10 protein-coding genes are annotated in these 18,234 nt (G+C 50.7%); 7 read left to right on the top strand and 3 right to left on the bottom strand.

Translation table 11 applies throughout. The features are described from left to right. Window positions 1–4 precede the first annotated feature (4 nt). From eno to B7990_RS10825, 7 genes are all read left to right on the top strand, one after another. The gene (eno, locus tag B7990_RS10795) at window positions 5–1,420 is read left to right on the top strand and encodes a phosphopyruvate hydratase (protein WP_088640960.1); all 1,416 of its coding nucleotides are present in this window, start codon (window positions 5–7) and stop codon (window positions 1,418–1,420) included. A gap of 180 nt (window positions 1,421–1,600) precedes the next feature. Beyond that, a complete protein-coding gene (locus B7990_RS10800) occupies window positions 1,601–2,767 on the top strand; it encodes a ribose-phosphate pyrophosphokinase (protein ID WP_088640961.1) in 1,167 nt (388 codons plus the stop codon). A gap of 173 nt (window positions 2,768–2,940) precedes the next feature. After that, window positions 2,941–6,723: a response regulator gene (locus B7990_RS10805; RefSeq protein WP_088640962.1), complete on the top strand. Its 3,783-nt coding sequence runs from the start codon at window positions 2,941–2,943 to the stop codon at window positions 6,721–6,723. Between the two features lie 7 nt (window positions 6,724–6,730). Then, complete coding sequence (locus B7990_RS10810; protein ID WP_088640963.1) at window positions 6,731–9,757, top strand: response regulator; 3,027 nt, start codon at window positions 6,731–6,733, stop codon at window positions 9,755–9,757. A gap of 115 nt (window positions 9,758–9,872) precedes the next feature. Then, the gene (gene nhaA / locus B7990_RS10815) at window positions 9,873–11,159 is read left to right on the top strand and encodes a Na+/H+ antiporter NhaA (protein ID WP_254917491.1); all 1,287 of its coding nucleotides are present in this window, start codon (window positions 9,873–9,875) and stop codon (window positions 11,157–11,159) included. Window positions 11,160–11,261: 102 nt separating this feature from the next. Beyond that, entirely contained in the window at window positions 11,262–11,591 is a 330-nt protein-coding gene (locus B7990_RS10820) for a GIY-YIG nuclease family protein (RefSeq protein ID WP_254917492.1), read from the top strand. A 73-nt stretch (window positions 11,592–11,664) separates the two neighbouring features. Further along, entirely contained in the window at window positions 11,665–12,609 is a 945-nt protein-coding gene (locus B7990_RS10825) for a hypothetical protein (protein ID WP_088640965.1), read from the top strand. Window positions 12,610–12,611: 2 nt separating this feature from the next. Here B7990_RS10825 and B7990_RS10830 read toward each other — a convergent pair whose 3' ends face one another. The 3 genes from B7990_RS10830 to B7990_RS10840 all read right to left on the bottom strand — a co-directional run bounded on the left by B7990_RS10830 (window position 12,612) and on the right by B7990_RS10840 (window position 18,209). Next, window positions 12,612–13,382, bottom strand: coding sequence for a sulfite exporter TauE/SafE family protein (locus B7990_RS10830; protein WP_088640966.1), 771 nt, complete (start codon window positions 13,380–13,382; stop codon window positions 12,612–12,614). Next, window positions 13,379–14,668 carry a hypothetical protein gene (locus B7990_RS10835; protein WP_141099266.1) on the bottom strand — a complete coding sequence of 430 codons (1,290 nt, stop codon included), beginning with the start codon at window positions 14,666–14,668 and terminating at the stop codon, window positions 13,379–13,381. The genes B7990_RS10830 and B7990_RS10835 overlap by 4 nt, the downstream gene beginning before the upstream one ends. Window positions 14,669–14,831: 163 nt before the next feature. Further along, window positions 14,832–18,209: a transglycosylase domain-containing protein gene (locus B7990_RS10840; protein WP_088640968.1), complete on the bottom strand. Its 3,378-nt coding sequence runs from the start codon at window positions 18,207–18,209 to the stop codon at window positions 14,832–14,834. Between the last annotated feature and the right edge of the window lie 25 nt (window positions 18,210–18,234).

Below are 18,234 nucleotides of genomic sequence, written 5' to 3' on the forward strand. Positions count from 1 at the left end.
TAAAATGGCTAAAATCGCTAAAGTTTGGGCTCGTCAGATTTTGGATTCCCGTGGCAATCCGTCTCTCGAAGTCGATGTCACTCTTGACAACGGTATCGTTGGTCACGCAGCTGTTCCGAGTGGCGCATCCACCGGTGAACGCGAAGCTTGCGAACTCCGCGACGGCGACAAGAAGACCTATCTCGGCAAGGGCACTCTCACTGCCGTGAAGAACGTCAACACCAAGATCGCTAAGAAGATCGTTGGCATGGATCCGTCCAAGCAGACTGAAGTTGATGACGCTATGATCGAACTCGACGGCAACCGCATGCTCAAGAACACGCTCGGTGCAAACGCTATCCTCGGCGTTTCCATGGCTGTTTGCGTTGCTGCTGCTAAGGATGCTGGCCTTCCGCTTTACCAGTACATTGCTAAGCTCCATGGCACTGAAAAGCTCACCCTCCCGTGCCCGATGTGCAACGTGATCAACGGTGGTGCTCACTCTTCCGCTCCGATCGACTTCCAGGAATTCATGATCGCTCCGGTTGGCGCTAAGACTTTCTCCAAGGGTCTCCAGATGGTGACCGAAATCTTCCACGCTCTTAAGGCTGTCCTCAAGAAGGGTGGTTTCGACACGACCGTCGGTGACGAAGGTGGCTTTGCTCCGGGCGTTGCTATCAAGCCGGCTAAGAACAAGTTCGGTTACGAAATCAAGGACGTGATGACCCTCGAAAAGGCTCTCGCTGCTTTGAAGACCGCTACTGAAAACGCTGGTTACGTTTTCGGCAAGGACATCAAGATCGCTCTTGACGTTGCTTCTTCCGAATTCTGCGACAAGGATACTGAAAAGGAAGGCTCCAAGGCTGTTACCTACACCTTCAAGAAGAGCACCAAGAAGACCCTCAAGTCTGCTGACATGGTCAAGCTCTATGAAAAGCTCATCGACAAGTACTCCATCTTCTCCATTGAAGACGGTCTCGATGAAGCTGACTGGGCAGGTTGGAAGGTTCTTACCGACAAGCTCGGTGGCAAGATCAACCTCGTGGGTGACGACCTGTTCGTTACGAACCCGACCATCTTCGACGAAGGCATCAAGGCTGGCATCGCTAACGCTATCCTTATCAAGGTGAACCAGGTCGGTTCTGTTTCTGAAACCCTCGCTGCTATCAAGCGCGCTCAGGTTGAAGGCTATGCTCCGATCGTTTCTCACCGTTCTGGCGAAACCGAAGACACCTTCATTGCTGACCTCGCCGTCGGTACTGCCGCTGGCCAGATCAAGACTGGTTCCCTCTCTCGTACGGACCGCGTCTGCAAGTACAACCGCCTCCTCCGCATCGAAGAAGAACTCGGCAAGGCTGCTGTCTACGCTGGCGATCCGCGCAAGGGTGCCAAGGCTCCGGCTAAGAAAGCTCCGTGCAAGAAGGGCTGCAAGAAGGCCTAATCAGGCGAGAGTCGCGACTGCGACAGTTGCTTTAGAACAAAGTATCTAGAAAGAGCCTCGGCTAAAAGCCGGGGCTTTTTTGCTTTTGGTAATTTTCTTGCCCTAAAACTTGAAACGTGGATAGATTCTAACTATATTTGGGAATAACACAAAATAACCCCCTAAATCAAGGCTAGGAAAATGTCAGATCGTTTTATCGTGACCGGCAACTTTACCGATGATCCTTTTGCCATCGACATGGCGCAGTACATCGGTCTCCGTGAAGATATCTCCGACGTAGTCTCCCTGAAGACTTTCGCCAACTCCGAATTCTGCCCCCGCTACATGCTGGACATGGATGACCTGGAACATATCGGCAAGCGTCTGGAAGGCAAGATTGTCTTGATTTGCTCTGTCTCTAACCATGAACGCAGCCGCAACGACTATGCGATGCGTAACTTCATCTTGGCCCGCGCCGCCAAGGACAACGGTGCAGAACAGGTCGTCCTGGTTGAACCGGACCTCTTCTACAGCGCCCAGGATCGCGGCCCGCACCGCATCGGTGAACTCGAAAAGGACCGCCCGGACATCGACCTCAAGAAATTCGACGGCCAGGCATTCACGAGCCTCCTTTACGCCCAGCTTTTGAAGACTGCTGGTGTCGATGCCGTTGTCACCTGCCACAACCACAGCATCAAGGTTCAGAATCTCTTCAACGAAATTTTCGAAGGCAACTTCCACAACTTGATCCCGACGGACGTTTACGCCCACTACATCAAGAACAGCAACTTTGTGCAGACCGGCAAGGACGGCAACAACCTCGTGATTGTCTCCCCGGACAAGGGCGCACGTCCGTTCATGAACGCCGTGTTCGACGCTCTCCAGCTCCCGGAATGCAAGCGAGTCGTGATGGACAAGGTCCGTACTGGCGAACGCGAAATCAGCATGACCTTCAACCCGGAACTCTCCGACATCAGCATCGAAGAAATCGAAGGCAAGGACGTGATCGTGTTCGATGACATGGTCCGTACCGGTACGACAATCGTTCAGTGCTGCGAACACATCAAGAAGGGCAACCCCAACCGCGTGTGCTTTGGCGTGACGCACTTCCACACCAGTGCCGAAGCCCGCGAAAAGCTCAACAGCCCGGCTATCGACGAAATCCTCACGACCTCCACGCTTCCGGATATCATGAACCGTGACTGCCAGGGCCGCCTCCGCAAGAAACTCACTGTGCTCAAGCTCGGCAAGTGGATTGCTCGCCACGTGATGCAGATGTACGGCATGGACGATGGCCGTTTCGAGAAGGACTTCTACAAGATCGATATGTCCTCCAAGAACCCGCGTTGGCCGCCTGCATTCTTCTAGTAGAATCTGTATATGGAAACAAAATCCGGATGTCGAAAGATGTCCGGATTTTTTTACTTTTTTAGCTTTTTTCAGGAAAAGTGTTGTTTAACTTGACATAAATTTTTTCGTTGATTTGAAATTTTAATAATAAAACGTATTATTTTTATAAGATAGGATATGGGACCTTATTTATGGCTGATGAAAACACGAAAACTTTGACGACCGATAATCTTGATTGTTTTGGCATTGGGCTGTGGGCTGTCGAAATAGACGAAGGATGCGCTCCGCGGATGACGGCAAACCAGACCATGCTTAAATTGCTTGGTCTTGGGGATGGTGTACCTGAAGAGGACGTGTTTCATGCCTGGTTTGACAATATTGATCCCGATCATTTTGCTGAAGTCAAGTCGTATGTCGATAAGATGAGTGCTGGCGAGGCGCCTGAAATCCAGTATCCATGGCATGCTCCCGATGGTCGGGTCCGCTTTGTCCGCTGTGGAGGAACCCGCAATTATGGCTATAAGAAAGGGGTAAGGCTTGAGGGCTGGCATCGAGACATTACCGAGCTTGCGTTAATCCAGAAGACCGCCGAAGAAGAACTGCGCGACGAAATCAAGACGATGGATCTGGATACCCGGCGTGAACGGTTCCAGAGCGCTCTCAACGAGAAGCTTTATGGAAAGGCGATTCTTGATAAGGCCTATAGCTATTTTAAGGTGAATCTTTCTGAAGGGAAAATTTCGCGCCCCTTTGTCCAGATTGTCGAAGGCGAGTCGCGGGATGTGAGCGGCTCTTTTGGTGAAGATTTTCCGTCGTATGATGCGGTTGTAGAAAAAATTGCAAACCAGCTTGTCGATAAGGAATACCGTAAGGCGTTTATCCAGCATCTTTCTGCAAAGGCGCTTATTGAACAGTTCCAGAAGGGCGATTCGATTCCTGAATATACATGCCGCTTTTATTCGCCGCACATAGGCTGGCATTACAGCCGCTTTGTCTGCTATGTCTCGAAGAACGAGATTCTGAACGAATACCAGGCGATGATGGTGGCGTACAACGTCTCGGAGCAGCAGAAGCAGGATGCGACGATCCGAGACTGCATCGATGTGCTTTATTCCGAAAAGCGGTCTGAGGATGCCATCGAGGAGCTGCTTTCGACGCTTGCCTCTTTTTATGATGCCGATAGGGCCTATATTCTGGAAAGTGATAAGGACAGGGCTTATCTCAGCATGACGTATGAATGGTGCCGAAAGGGTGTAAGGCCCAATAAGGCAGGGCTTCAGCGTCTCCCGTTTGAACTTATCAATCCCTGGATCGAGTCTGTTGGCGATATGGATGCCGTTTATCTCGATTCGCAGAATGACGAGTCTGGAGTTTGGGACAGGCTTTATAAAACGCTGCCGGTTCTGGATGTCAGGAGCGTTGGAGTCTCGACGATTGTATCCAGTGAACGGCGGTATGGCTTTGTCGTCATAGATAATCCGAAGGAATCGCAAAAGAATTTTGCCGTGCTGAAGCTGGTCGCTGGTTTTGCGGAAAACGAAATCAACCGCAGGAAGCGCATGGACGAAGATGCCGCCGTGACATCGCTTTTGGCGTCGGATTATTCGTGCATTTTCTATTGCGACCTGGAATCGGACATCGTGACTCCGCATAAGCTGAACGCAAACATCCAGAAGAGGCTTTGCTGTTCTCTCAAGGAAATGACCTATAGCGAGGCGATAAACTTTATTATCGGTAACATTGTCGCGGCGGAGAACAAGGACTTCGTCTTTAAAAAGCTTTCGATAAAGAACCTGAAGCCACTTCTCCAGAAAAAGGGGGTCACGAGTTTTGAGTTCTTGAATTTTGCCGACCACTTCTGTGAGTGCAAAGTCGTTGCCGTAAATAAAAAGCAGAAGGCTTTTGTGATCGGCTTTGCAGATAAGGATGAGCAAATCCGTACAGCGCGCATGCACCAGAAGAAGATCGAGCAGGATCTGGAAATTATCGATATCCTGGCATCGGAATACTCTTCAGTCTATTATATCGATCTTGAAAAGGATACCATTACCCCGTATTCGATGAATAAGGAATCGGAATCCCTGTTTGGCAGCCGTTTCCGTTCGGGACTTTCATATTCCAAGGCGTTCGAGGAATATGTGGATGGCGTTGTCTGGGAACGCGACCGCCAGATGATGCGCGAGGCTGGCGCGATTGAGAATATCCAGAAAAACCTTGTCCGGCAGAAGACGCTTATCACGACGTATCGCGGGAATGTGGGCGGCCGACCGCACTATTGCGAAATGAAGTTCGTGAAGGTCGGTGACGAGTTAGACAAACCGAAGGCTGTTGCACTTGGTTTTGCCGAAAAGGACGATCTTATTCTCAAGGATTTCGTGAACGACATCCTGTACGACGATTATGTGTCCATTTACTTTGTAAATGTCGAAGACAATTCGTTCCGTACGATTAAATCCTCCAACGTGACGTGGGTTGAAAAGCGTCCGCTATACAGTACGTATTCTACTGAGATCAAGAAAATCAGCAACCTTGTCCAGGAAGAGTTTAAGCAGGATTGGCTCAAGCTGTCGAACCTGTTCTATGTGCAGAAGTTCTTGAAGGATAACGATCAGCGTGAACAGGAATTCAAGATTGAAAGTGGGGAATGGCTGCGCGCGAAGTTTACGACCATTGAACGCAACGATGAAGGCGAAGTGGTTTCGTTTGTACTTTCGTTTATGCTCCTGAGTGATGATCAGGTTGAAAAGCTTGAACTGGATGCGAAAATTGCCGAACAGAATGACCTGCTTGAAAAGCAGCAGGTGATGCTCCAGAAGGCGCTTTCAATGGCGCAGTCTTCGGACCGTGCAAAGACGACGTTCCTTTCTAATATGAGCCACGATATCCGTACGCCGATGAACGCAATTGTCGGCTTTACGGGACTTGCGATGGCCCATATCGATGAAAAGGAGGTTGTGCTGGATTACCTGCGCAAGCTTGGCCAGAGTTCAAATCATCTGCTTTCGCTCATCAATGATGTGCTGGATATGAGCCGTATCGAATCGGGCAAGATGATGCTTTCGGAAAAGGACGAGGACCTTGTCGAGATCGTGAATGCGCTTAGGGATATTGTCCAGGCGGATGTTGATGCAAAGAAGCTCGTGTTTGATGTGAAAATGAATGTTTCCGATTCAGGAATCGTCTGCGATCGTCTGCGCCTGAATCAGGTGCTCCTGAACGTGCTTTCTAATGCCGTTAAGTACACGCATGATGGCGGCTCCATCTTGCTGCAGGTCGATGAAAAGAAGTCGAAAAGGCTGGGGGCTGCTCAGTTTGAATTCCGTATACGCGATAACGGCATGGGCATGAACGCGGAATTCCTGAAAATGATTTATGAACCGTTTACGCGAGCGAATTCCTCGACGGTGTGCGGGATCCAGGGAACCGGTCTTGGCATGTCCATCACAAAGAACATTGTGGAAATGATGGGCGGAAATATTGAAATCTTCAGCGAAGAGAACAAGGGGACAGAAGTTGTTCTCAATCTGGATTTCAAGTTGCACAACCGGGATTGCGCAGAGCTTGAAATGCCGGTAAAAGGTTTCAGTTTCAAGGGCAAGAAGGTCTTGCTTGTTGAAGACAACGAGATGAATCGCCAGATCGCAAGCGACATTCTGGTTGATAACGGGTTTGAAGTTTTCACGGCAGAAAACGGAAAACAGGCTGTCGATCTTATGAAGGATTCTAAGCCGGGACAGTACGATCTTATATTGATGGATGTGCAGATGCCGATCATGGATGGCTTTGCGGCGACCCGAGCAATCCGTGTCCTTCCGGCGGGTTACCAGTCGCGTATTCCTATTGTTGCCATGACGGCGAATGCCTTTGAAGAAGACCGCAAGGCGGCACTTGATGCGGGAATGGACGAACACATTTCTAAACCGATAGACATTGACAAAATGAAGTATATTTTGTCAAAATTCCTTAAAAAGTGATGACTGAATGTTGAAGAATATTGATGGAATCCATAATGAAAAGGTGATGCGTCGGGATCACCTTGTTTTTGCCGTAGTTCTTGTCGCTGTTTCGACTTTGTTGTTTTTTATTGCCTGTCAAAAAATTCTGAAGATTGTGGAGGATGGCTGCTTTAATCGGTTGCGCGAATATGCCGAAGTCTCGTCGAATGAATTTATTATGAATAACCTGCATTATGGCGGAACATTGCAGTTCGTTGCCGATGCGTTGGGTGACCGGGAAAACTATTCTATCGACAGCTTGCAGCCTAAGCTCCACGAAATGCAGCCGTTCTTGCGCGATCAGAAAATAAGTGTGCTTTTGCCGGGCGATGTTGTCGTTTTGCCGGATGGTGCTGTGACGGAATCTTTGAATATGGGGCTTTCGTATAAGGAAGAATCCTCGCAGGATGCTCATGTGGCAGTACACCTTGAAAGTGACAAACCCGAAGAAAAGCTCCTGTTCCATTTTGTACCGGTCAAGAGCCGTGGGCGTACTGTCGCTGTTGTATTCTGGAAATTTAGCCTTGGGCTTATTCACCAGTATTTGCGCAATGACAATCGCTATAATCGCAAGATGTTTGTGTATGTCGTCAACCGCGATGACGGTCGGTTTATTACCGATACCAAGCACGATTCATTGAAAAGCATATACGATTACATGAATGAAATGGATAATGAAAAGGGCTTGTTCTCGATGCATGTTGACAGCATGCTTGCCGGTGCTACGGGTGAAGCTTGTGTTGAAAATTACTGGGAGGAGTCCAACTGCTTTTATTATAGGCCGTTGGCTGTAAACCATTGGAGTATTGTGATATCGGCGCCTGAAAAAACGGCGATGGCCGCTATCCACAAGGTGCGCTCTATCTTGCTTTGCTTTGGAATTTTGGTGCTTGTTCTCTTTGTTGCGTATTTTGCGCTGCTCCACCGAGTGGCGATACGCTGTATTTCTAGTGAATTTGACCGTTCGAAACAGGACGATGTCGGAAGGGTCCGTTACATGCAGATGAAGCTTTTGGGATTGCTTTCTAAAAACTTTATCCATATCTATTACGTGAATCCGGAATCGGGATCGTATGTGGTTTATCCGAGCGCCATGAATGACTTGTACAAAGAAATTCTAAGCCGTTTCGATTGCAATGTTTCGCTTTACGATATCATGAACAACGATGAACTCACGAAAATCCATAAGGACGATCTGGAACTCTGCCATAGCGTGTTCAACAGGGATGCCTTCCTGGAAATGATGGGGCCGAACGAATCCCGAAAAGTTGTGGATATGCGCTGGTTCATTAACGGGAACTGGGTCTGGTTGCGCCATACGCTGATTGGTTTTGCCGATGGCAAGGGCGAGGGCTACGTGCTCATCGGTGTTGAAGACGTGAATGACGAAAAGGTCGCTGTCGAGGCTGAACGCGAAAGGCTTTCTGTGATCAAGGGCCTTTCGGAAGACTTTTCGCTGGTGAGCTTCATCAACCCGTCAACCCGCGAAGACCATCTCTATTACGTCAAGAAGAATAACTGGGCGGATAATCCGAACTGGAGAAAGGTCGGGAACTTTGAGGACCGCTTAAAGCTGATCGCGAATACGCTTGTGCATCCCGATGACCGCAAGATGTTCATGGAAATGACGTCTAGCGAAGTTGTGAGTGAAAAGCTTGCGGCGAAGGGCGCCTATTATGTCAACTACCGCATGATTATCAATGGTGTGGTTGAATATTGGCAGCTCAAGTTTGTGATGGCGGGTAAGGCTCCTGATGCGCAGAACCAGATCGTGGCGGGCTTTATCAGCGTCGATGAATCGACCCGTTTGCAGCTGGAGCAGAAGGAACAGCTCGAAACGCAGGCCGAAGCCTTGAAGCAGGCGCTCTCGGCAGCGCAGGCGGCAAATAGCGCCAAAAAGGAATTCCTCAATAGCATAAGCCATGAAATCCGTACGCCGCTCAATGCTGTCATCGGCCTTACGTCAATTGCGTCAACGCATTTGGAAGATACCGAGCGCGTCAAGGATTGCCTTGTGAAAATCGACCAGAGTTCTGATCGCCTGCTCTCGATTATCAACGACATTCTCGACATGAGCCGTATTGAATCAGGCAAGTTCGACCTCAACGAAGGTCCGATGCACTTGTTCGAAGTCATCCATGAGGTGGAACGCGATATCCGCAATGACTTGCAGGCGAAGGACCTCAAGTTTCAGCTGGATTGCGTCGGCATCAATGATGACGAAGTCGTTTGCGACAAGGAACGCTTGCGCCAGGTGCTCCTCAAGGTGCTTTCAAACGCGATCAAGTTTACGAAGGAAGGTGGCTCTGTCTCGATGAGCGTCAAGGAAACGCCGCTCACGAAGTCTAGCTATGCGGCCTACGAGTTCCGCATCAAGGATAACGGTATCGGCATGAGCGAAGAGTTCCTCAAGACGGTCTATGAACCGTTTACGAGAGAATCTGCAGTGTCGAGAGATGTCCGCGGCATGGGCCTTGGACTTGCCATCACGAAGAACTCCGTCGAGATGATGGGTGGCCAGATTGAAATTGCAAGCCGCCTGAATGTCGGTACCGAAGTCACGATGACGTTTGAGTTCAAGCTGGTGCAGCTGAAGAAAAACGGAGAAGGCGATACCCTTGTCAACTCCGGATTTGCAGGAAAGAGGATTCTTTTGGTCGAAGACAACATCCTCAACCGCGAAATTACGATGGAAATCCTCCAGGACAATGGTTTTATCGTGACGGCGGTGGAAGATGGCGATATTGCCGTGAAGATGCTTTCAAAGGCAAAATCGAGGCCGTTCGATGTCGTCTTGATGGACGTTCGCATGCCTGTGATGGACGGTTACGAGGCGACAAAGCGCATCCGCGCCTTCGAAAACAAGGATGTTGCCGAAATCCCGATTATTGCCATGACTGCTAACGCTTTTGACGAAGACCGCAAGGCTTCTTTCGAGGCGGGCATGAACGAGCATATTGCAAAGCCGGTCAGTATTGAAAAACTCAAGGACGTACTTGCGATGTTCTTGTAATTTTATTCCTATTTATCTGTTACAACGGCGGTACGGCTCCAAAAAAATGTAAAAACTTATCTATATTGAAATGCATATGTCAGCACGAGTAACAAGCAGCGATAAAATTGAAGATATGTTTCCGGAAACCCCGGTACGTAAGATCATCACCCCGATCGAGCGCCTGATGAAGGTGGAGACGACGGGCGGCATAGTGCTTATCATTATGACGCTTGCGGCTCTCATCTGGGCGAACCTGAGTCCGTCATCGTACGAGCACTTTTGGCATCTGCCGTTCGTGGTGACGATAGGCAGCTGGGTGGGGGCTGGCGACTTGCACTGGTTCATCAACGATGCGCTGATGACGATATTCTTCTTCAATATCGGGCTTGAAGTCAAGGGCGAAATGACCTATGGCGAACTCCGCGATCCGAAGGCGGCGAGCCTCCCGATTATTGCGGCTGCTGGCGGTATGCTTTTCCCGGCGCTGATTTACTTGGCTCTTTGCCCTCCGGGTACGTCACATGGCTGGGGAATCCCGACGGCGACGGATATCGCGTTTGTGGTGGGCTGCATGGCTATCTTGGGCAAGAAGGTTCCGCATGCGCTCCGCGTGATGATTTTGACTTTGGCCATTGCGGACGATATCGGCGCGATTCTCGTGATTGCGATTGGATACCCGAGTGGCGACGGTATCAACTTTGCTGCTCTTGGAATCGCCTTTGCTCTCCTTGCCTTGATTAACGTGTTCTTCCGCATCGGTGTGCGTAATCTGCTGCTGTTCCACATTATCGGCATTGCCGTGTGGGCGTTCTTTGTCAAGTCCGGTGTGCACCCGACGATTGCTGGTGTGCTTCTCGGTCTCTCTGTGCCGGCGAAAGCCGTGGTGGCGAAGGGCGTGGTCGCGAACTTCACGAACAGTGTCGGAAACGTGCTCTCTGGAGAAACGAAAGACCGCAATGAACAATATGAAGTGTTTACGATGCTCAAGCGCGGTGCAAGCGAAAGTGTCTCGCTTCAGGAGCGCATGTACAAGATGCTTGTCCCTTGGGTGAACTTTGGCATCATGCCGCTCTTTGCGCTCTCGAATGCCGGTGTCGAAATCAAGCTCGGTGGTCTGGATGTTCCTGTGCTTGGCGCTGTGGCTCTTGCCCTCATTTTCGGTAAGCCGATAGGTATTTTCCTCTTCAGCCTCTTGTCCGTGAAGGTTGGCGTTTCCAAGAAGCCGAGCTACTCCTGGAAAGTCCTTTGGGGTGGTGGCATGCTTGCCGGTATCGGATTTACGATGGCTCTCTTTGTCGCTGGCCTTGCTTTTGAAGACGGTGCGAACAAGGACTCTGCAAAGCTTGGCATCCTCCTCGGAAGCTTTAGTGCCGCTATCCTTGGAACCATCTACATGAGCATTGTATCTAAGAAAGAATAGTTGGTGGAGTTTAGAACTTAGGAATGTCATGCCGGCCTCTGAGCCGGCATCTCCATATACAGTTCAAATTGCGTTTTTCTAAAGGCTAATGACTAACGACCAATGACTCAAGCTCACTTCGTCTACATGCTCCGTTGCAAGGGTGACCGCATTTACACGGGCTATGCCGTGGATGTCGATGCCCGCTATGAGGAACATTGCAGTGGGCACGGGGCTAGATTTACCAAGGCGTTTCCGCCGGAATGCATTTTGCGCACGTTCGAACTCGAAACCCGAGAAGAAGCGCTCCGCCTGGAAGCGCGTATCAAAAAGCTCAAACGCCCGCAAAAGGAACTCCTCGCTACAGGCGGTTCTGCAATAGAAGGTGAACTGCGCGCAGGTCTCGGCGAACGCCTCAAACCGAAAAAGAAACGCCGTAAAAAGCGCGTATAGTCGTTCTCTGGGGTATTGCCTATTGCTTTCAAAATAGTGTATTTTATTAAAGAATATTTTTTGAAAGTAGACTATGATATCCATCGAAGACGCCAAAAATCAGGAAGACCTCTTCCAAATAAAGTCCGCCATCATGAGCAAGAAGCTCGAAGAAATTGGCGGCCGAAAAGGCGTGATGGAAATTTTGAGCCTGTCTTTGGATGCGTACAAGAATAAGGATTACGAAAAGTCGTTGAAGATTCTTGAGCCGCTCATGCAGGCGCTTAAAGAGCATCCGTTTGTGACTAGCGACGCCGTCAGCTATGTTGCCGTTTCTGATGAGATGGAATGGGTGCTTTATCAGCATTTTTACCAGAATCCATCGCAGCAGATCAAGAATGTCAGCCTCGTCTGCCCGATGGACTGGATCTATCGCCAGTATGCGCTCGCTGCTTTAGATTTAGGCGATTATTCTACAGCATTGAAAGGAGTCACCGAAGCGATCCAGTGGAATCCGTCCTCTGCAAAATGTAGGATTTTGTATGCGATGCTCTGCAGTGCAGAAGGCCACTGGGAAAACTTGCGGAAAGAAATTGTCTCTGCCATGAAGTACACGTATCGCTCTAGCGATATGATTCATTGCTTCCGCTTTTTGAAAGATTACTTTATGTACAAGAAGATGTACAAGGAGGCTGTGTATTGCAGCTTCTTGCGGTCGCGCTTTTCATCGTCGAGCGATGTCCTGCTTGAAATTGTCGGCGATATGGCGATGCTTCTCAAGAAAATCGATTTTGACTATAAAAGTATAAACGATGAAGATATGATTGAATCTTGTAAGAAATATGAGATTACGATAGGCTTCAATCCAGAAGTGATTGCTGTGGCGCAGAGCAGTTATGAAGATGCCTTCCTTGCCAAAGACTCAGGAAGGGCCGCCTATTTTGCGCAGATCATGGAAGACCTCAAGACAGAACAAGAAAAAAGAGATGCCGCGTATCTACGGCAACTCTTTGAAAATCACAGGAATCCAGTGAGCTAGAATTATTTCATCACCAAGTCCACCACGAGTGCGATGGCCATGCCGATGCTGCAAATGCTGATGAATCGCTGGATGAACTTGTTGCCTTTCTTGCGCTGCGTGAAACTGCCGAGGTAGCCGCCGAGCCAGGCGCCTGCGGCCATGATAATGGCGATGGGCCAGTCAATTTTCCCTGCGATGCCGAGTGCCACTGTGCTTACGATCAGGAATACGTTCGTGAGTGCATTCTTGACGGCGTTCACGTGAATCGGGTCGAGGCCGGTGTAACGCGTGAGGCTGAAAATTTGTACAAAGCCGACGCCCACCTGCACGATGCAACCGTAGACGGCAATCAAGAAAAATCCGATGGCGCCTTTGACGGTGAGTTTCTCGGGCGGATTCTCGGGAGGCTTTCCGAGAATGTCCTTGCGCAAGTTGCTCATGATGACCACAAGGCAAATCACGACGGCGAGAATCGCCTGGAAGAGCTTGTCTCCAATGCGGACCAGGAAGCATGCGCCAAGGAGTGCGCCGAAGAATGTCGGCAGCAGTAGCTGGAAGAATATCTTCTTGTTCAGGTAGCCGTGACGCGCAAGATTATAGGCGCTGCTGAAGTTCCCGATGATGAGTCCGATGCGGTTTGTGCCGTTTGCGACAGTGGCGGGAAGCCCGAGGAAAATCATGATGGGGAGGCTGAGTGTAGATCCGCCGCCTGCGATGCTGTTGATGAGGCTTACGACTGCACCCAAAATAAAGAACGCCGGGTACTGGGCGTAATTCCACCAGTCTGTCACTTGGTGAGTTCCTTTTCAATAAACTTTCTGTTGCTTTCGACTTTATCGCGCTGCGTTGTTTCCGGGAATTCCGCGAGGCACTTGTCGAGCGGTGCGATGGCGTCGTTCAGCAATTTCTTTTTCTTTTCTTCGTCCGTTTGCTTCAGGGACTTTGCAAAAATCTGCGATGTGGTTTTGCGCTGCTTGTTGCAGTAGGCGTCGGCAAGGGCTATATACTTTTCGTTTGCTTCTTTGCGGAGCTTGCTTGTCTTGAGCTTGTTCAGCAAATCCTTTGCCTTGTCGAACTTCTCATTTGCGATGAGCGTGTCGGCCTGGGCGAGCGCCTTTTCAGGGTCTTGCTTTTCCCACATTTTGGCGGTCTCGGAATCAGTGGCTTTTTCAAGTTCATCGACGTGGTTCAGGAATGCCTGCACATGGAGTGTGTCTTCGAAATCGCGGTAGCGGATGCGGAATGTTTCGGTCTGCTTACGGGCTTCGGCGAATTGCGCCTTTTCGTCGGCGAGAACCTTGATTTCGTTGAATTCCTTGGAAGCCTTCTTGAGTGTGTTCGTATAAGCGATTTTCTTCTGGTCTTTAGCCCAGTTCGCGAGCGAGTCTCCCGGAGCGAGCTGTGAAATCAAGCTGTCTGCGGTTTCGGCGACCATGCTGTACGAGGCTTGCACTCGGTTCATATTCTGAATCTGGAGCGCCATGGATTCGAATTCTTTAGCCTTTTCTTCGCGGCGCTTGCCGAAATCATTGCGCAATGTATCCGAGTAGGCTTGCCATTCTTGCCACATCGGAGCCATCGTCGAAAAGCTGTTCAAGATGACGGACGCTGAATCGGTTTGGCCTGCGCGGCTAAGCGTATCGGCGTAGCTAAAGACGTAATTGGCAAGTGCCGGGAATGCCTTGTACGGGTCCATCGTCGTTTCAAGCGTACAGTGCGAAAAATGGGTCTGGTCGCACGGCGGCAGCATCATCAAGACCGTATCGACTCGCGTTTGTACGAGAATGGTCGGCGTCTGGTCCGGAGTCAACATCTGCTCGGGTGTCGTGAGCTTGAATTGGTCGAGAATCTGTGTAGCGCTATCGCCTGTAACGACCTGCATCTCGGTATGCGTTCCGATTTGCGTTTCTGCGGATTGGACTGTATCTTGTCCGACAACTTTCGTGAACGGAGTGGACTGTGTTTTGTCTGTGGGGTTTGTGTCTGGAGAGGGGCATTGGCTGGTCCCGATACATGCGGTGAGCGAGAATGCTGTGGCGAATGTGGCTGCCTGAACGAAAACCGTTGATTTAGACATGAAACACTCCGAAAAAATTCAATATTCCTGCGTTATTAAAGATAATAATTAGAATGTGTAAAACCTAGTGCAGTCAATAGTCATTGGTCATTAGTTGTTAGAAACCATGATGGCTTTAGCTGTTTAAGCTATTGACTAATGACCAACTGCTAATAACTAATTGTTATTCAGCGTCGGCTTCGATAGGCACGAATGCGTTTTTGCTGTTGAAGCTTTCAGGCAAATCCCAGTCGTCGTCCTTCGGCATCGCGGCCTGCGGTTTCGGCGGCTGGACTGGCGTGAACGTCTGCTGCGGATTAAGCGGAATCTGCTTTGCGGCTTCCGTTGCCTTCTTGATGGAATCTGCTTTCATGACTTCTGAAACTGGTCTTGCATCAGCAGGGATGACTTGCTGCGGCTTCGACGCAGTCCCAGCTTGCGCAGTAGCTGGCTGTGCGACACTGGGAGCGGTTTCTTGTGCTTTAACCGTTGCGGAATCTGTTGCGGTTCCGGTTTGCGGTGGCGTACTTGTCTGCGGCATCGGCAAGCTCACGACAATTCCAGACTTTGCAATCGTTTCGGCGGCAATCTTCTGCACTTGCGGCGGCGTGAATCCCGGCACATCGAGCCACGGGAGCGGACGGCCTTTTTCGCCGTTCACAAGCGCTTCGCCGGTCATCGGGTCCACCGTGAGTTCGCCACGTTCGTTTGTCAGCATCAGCGGCACTTCACCCGTGGCGATCATCGAAATGTCAAGGAAGTCGATCTGCTTCGGGATGCCGAGAATGTCGATTTCTTCCTTTGCAAACGAAGCCCACTGCGGCAAACCGCCCGAGGCGCCTGCAATACGCGTACGTCCCGATTTCAAGGGCTTGTTGTCGTCAAAGCCCACATAGCTACCAATGGCAATTACGGAATCCAGTGCGATGCCGTTCTTTTCCTTGACGTATGTTGGGAGCGCTCCCAGGAACGCCACGTTGCGGTAATCATTTGTCGTACCTGTCTTGCCCATCACCGGGTAGCGGAGCTTCGAGGCGCCTTCAGGATTCTTGACGCTAAGTGCGGTGAGCTGGCTGTGTGCCGTGCCGTTCGTGAACACGGAGCGCAGCATCACGCCCATCTGCGTTGTCACGGTATCGTCAAGCACCGTCATCGATTCCATCTTGTTCCTGAAAATCGTGCGGCCGTCGCGGTTCCTGATTTCCTTGATAAAGCAGGCTTCGGTCCAGTTGGCGTCCTTGCACTTGAAAATCTTGCCCGTAAGGAGCGTCTGGTAGGCGGTCGTGATTTCGGCAAGCGTAATGTCGTTCACGCCGAGCGGCATGCTGAACACTTTCTGCAATTTCTGGTGGATGCCGATTTCGTTTGCAAAGCGGGCGTAGTCTGCCATCGCAAGCGCACGGCGGTAATCTGGCCAGTAACGCAAATGAGCCATGTCAAAGTAGTCCGCGTCGCTATCGACCGGTTCAATCATGGCGTTCAAACGTTTAAAGTCGGCAAGCGTAAAGTTTTCGATCAGCTGCACGGAATCGAGCGGCAAGAGCTTTGTCGATTCGTCCGGGTCGAGTTCCTGGATTTCTCGGGTGCGCCAGATTTCAGAATAGCGCTTGAAATTGTGATTCACGTACTTCGTGATTTTCGGGTCGCGCTTCGCTTGTTTCAAGCCGACATCGTTAAATGTTCCGTAGCGCAAGTTTTGCACGGCGCGAGCCTGCAATACCTTGCCGTCGTTCATGTAGCGCTCCACAAGAGCGTCGCGAGCCTTCGTAAATTCGATTTCGCGTTTGACTTCGTCCTTCATCATGAGGCCGAACTTGTCGCGCAGGCGTTCGATCAGCTTGATGCGTTCTTCGCCAGGCATGCGGGCGAATCCGTTTTCGCGGGCGACATCCTCGAATTCCTTGTCCGAGAGCTTGTCCATGAGGTGTTCCAAAAGCCAAATACTTGCGATATTTTCGGAACGTGTCGCTGCCCATGCAATGCTTACGACGTCACCCTTGTTTTTGTGGTCCGGACGCGGGAAGTAGAACTGGTTCCCGTACTGGAATGCGTTGAATTCGTTTTCGAGATTGTCGAGGTAGTTCCAGTGGTACTTGAGGGCAAGCGCGTAAAGAATCGGCTTCCAGCTGGAACCGAGCTGGCGGAGCGCCTTGAAGCTACGGTCGAATCCGGTGTTGTGGAACCCGCCCTGGCTTGCGAGCACCTTGCCGTTTCGGATGGCGACGAGAGCGCCTTGCAGCACCGGTTCCGTTTCAATCTTGCACGGTGCGTAACCGTTGATCGGCATTTCGTCGATGATGCTCACGAGGAGGATGGCGCCCGGCTTGAGCTGGGTCGCGAGAATCTTGTTCACGTCGCCACCGGCGAGCTTTGCAAAGTCGTTGACGGATTGTTCCGTGACGATGCCCTTGAGCTGGCCGAAGTTCAGCTTCAGCGATTGCAGCCTGCCGGTCGTATCGTAGAAAACGCTATCCACGGCGCCGTAGAGGTAATCGCCCTTGCGGGCTGTGCGGGCGCGGTTTGCGAATTGCGCTTTCGGGAGTACAAAACCGCCGAGCTGTAACTGCAAGTTGCTGATGTTTGTCTGCAACGCGCGCTTGGCGGCGTCCTGTGACTTGGCGTTCAAAGTCGTCGTGATTTCGAGCTGTGCCTTGCGCCAGTCCTCGATGCCTTCGCTCTGGAAAAGCTCGTGGAAAAAGTCGCTGTCGAGGCGTTCTTCCAAGCGTTCGAGCGTCGTGCTCATCGTGAAGCGGAAATTGCCGTGGTTGAATTCGAGAGGTTTTGCGGTGGCGGCGTCCATGTCGGCCTGCTCGATGTAGCCTTCTTCGACCATGCGCCCGAGTACATAGCGGAGTCGCGTCTCGCCGCGTTCGAGCGCCCTTTGCCTGCGCTCTTCGGTGCGCTGGATGAACGGGTCGTAGTTGAACGGTCCTTTGACCGAGCCTGCGATGAATGCGCATTCGGCAAGCGTCAGGTCCTTGAGTTCCTTGTTGAAGAAGTACTGTGCCGCAATGGCGACACCCTTGCCTGTACCCGAGACGTGGAACTGGTTCAGGTAAAATTCCAGGATGTCTTCCTTGGAAAAATGCTTTTCCATGCGGAGCGCGTTCAAAAATTCCTTGAGCTTTTCCTTGACGGAACGTTCTTCGCGGCCAAAAATGTTCTTGACGGCCTGCTGTGTGAGCGATGAACCGCCCTGGATGAATCGCCTGGCCTTGATGTTGTTGAACATGGCTCGCATGAACCCTTTGAAGTTATAGCCGTTGTGGGTCCAGTAGCGGGAGTCTTCGGCGGCGACGAGAGCGTTGATCAGGTTGACGGGAATATCGCCGTAGGGAACGTAAACTCGGTGGTTCGCGTCAAAGAATGCGCCGAGCAATGTCTCTCCGTCCTCGTAGAAAACGCGGGTTTCTCCAGAAAGGACCTGCAAGATATTGGTCCGGTTGAACAGATTGTCCGGATCGCGTTCGGGAAGGATCTTGAACACGACGATATAGAAGGGTATGCAGCAAATTAGGGCTACGAGAAAAAAAGCTACAGTGATTTTGACAAACTTATTCATTTTACCGTAAGATGTTGACTGTTAA

It is taken from the genome of Fibrobacter sp. UWB4, from assembly GCF_002210345.1.
GTDB lineage: Bacteria > Fibrobacterota > Fibrobacteria > Fibrobacterales > Fibrobacteraceae > Fibrobacter.